The following is a 1,719-nucleotide window of genomic DNA, read 5'->3' as shown; positions in this document are numbered from 1 at the left end:
TTTGCCACCAGTATTATTGGTGCACTGTTTATCATTGCGACCCTTTCATTACCGATGTGGCATGCGATGCACCGTTTGCACCATGGCATGCATGATCTAAAATTCCATACTGGGCTTGCGGGTAAAATTATTTGTTATCTACTGGCGTTCATCATTACGCTATGGGCGCTTGTCGGTGTGATAATTATTTAATCGTCTTGTGTGCATCTTTTCCGATGCACTTTATTATTTTGTAAGGAAAAATCCATGTTTTATATCCACATGATGCTGTTATTTGCTGTGATATTTACAGGTATACGGCATGGGGGGATTGCTTTTGGCCTCCTAGGTGGCTTAGGGGTATCAGTCCTCGCTTTTGTTTTTGGTGTCTCACCGGGTTCGCCACCCATCGGTGTTATGTTGATTATTTTAGCAGTAGTCTCGGCCTCGGCGACGTTAGAAGCAACGGGTGGTCTAAAGCTTCTGGTTAAGTATGCTGAGAAAATTTTACGCAAACACCCAAGCCAAATTGTTTATCTTGGCCCGCTTTGTACTTATTTCTTAACGGTACTGGTTGGAACGGGACACTCCGTTTATCCATTGTTACCGGTTATTTATGATGTTGCTTACAAAAAAGGGATTCGTCCTGAGCGGCCAATGGCTATTGCTTCCGTTGCATCACAAATGGGGATTACGGCAAGCCCTATCGCTGCGGCCGCTGCTGTTGTAATGGCCACTGCAGCAGATAATAACTTGGATATTGGGCTACATAATGTGCTGATCGTGACTATTCCCGCGACTTTAATCGGGTTACTGGTTGCTTGTACTTGGAGTTTGCATAGAGGAAAAGATCTTGATAAAGACCCTGAGTTTTTAGCTCGCTGTCAAGATGAAGAATTTAAGAAAAGCTTAATCGATGAAGAGGTTGAAGCGGAAGAGGGTTCTAGTGAAGATAAGCAGGCAAAAACGGGCTTGACGGTCTTTATGCTGGGTATTGTGTCAGTCATCTGTGTTGCGATGTTTGGTAAAGATCTCAATCTATTACCCAATGGCGTTAATATGTCTGTGGCAATACAATTTCTCATGCTGTCGGTCGGGGCTATCATTTTACTTACCACTAAGGTCCAACCGAAAAAAATAGTTCACAGCAATGTATTTATTGCCGGTATGACGGCGGTCATCATCATCTTTGGTATCGCTTGGATGAGTGACACCATTATCAGCTTTCACAAATCTTATCTGATTGATATGGTCCGTGATGTGGTGAACCACCATCCTTGGACCTTTGCGATTGCGATGTTTGCCGTTTCTATTTTCTTAAAGAGCCAAGCTGCGGTATTAACCATCATGTTACCTCTTGGCTTTTCTTTGGGTATTCCACCAGAAGTGATAATCGGAGTATTGCCAGCTTGTTATGCTTATTTCTTTTTCCCTTTCTATCCTAGTGACTTAGCCGCTATCAGCTTTGACCGATCAGGAACGACTCGGATTGGGAAATATATCTTAAATCACAGTTTTTTAATCCCGGGTTTTATCGGTGTTTCGGTCGCAACTGTTGTTGGTTACTTCCTATCGGTTGCCGTTAACTAGTGTGATGAATAGAAAATGATCTGAAATAAGAGAAACCTTGTTCGATTTAATGGGATGCAAGTGCGTATGATTACAATAAAAAAGGGTTTGGACCTTCCTATTGCTGGAACTCCTGCCCAGGTGATTAATGACGGCCTCGCCGTCACCAAA

At 43.0% G+C, this 1,719-nt stretch carries 3 protein-coding genes; all 3 read left to right on the top strand.

Translation table 11 applies throughout. The annotated features are described in order from the left end of the window. The coding region (gene frdD, locus B5D54_RS16765; protein ID WP_303046257.1) for a fumarate reductase subunit FrdD at nt 1–192 on the top strand (192 nt) is incomplete at its 5' end. A gap of 54 nt (nt 193–246) precedes the next feature. After that, complete coding sequence (locus tag B5D54_RS16760; protein ID WP_078927659.1) at nt 247–1,569, top strand: anaerobic C4-dicarboxylate transporter; 1,323 nt, start codon at nt 247–249, stop codon at nt 1,567–1,569. Between the two features lie 54 nt (nt 1,570–1,623). Continuing rightward, on the top strand, nt 1,624–1,719 hold a 96-nt coding region (locus B5D54_RS17515; protein WP_139364807.1), incomplete at its 3' end, for a hypothetical protein.

Origin of the sequence: Vibrio cincinnatiensis DSM 19608 (genome assembly GCF_900167345.1) — a bacterium.
GTDB lineage: Bacteria > Pseudomonadota > Gammaproteobacteria > Enterobacterales > Vibrionaceae > Vibrio > Vibrio cincinnatiensis.
This window is presented reverse-complemented; position numbering and strand designations above follow the sequence as displayed.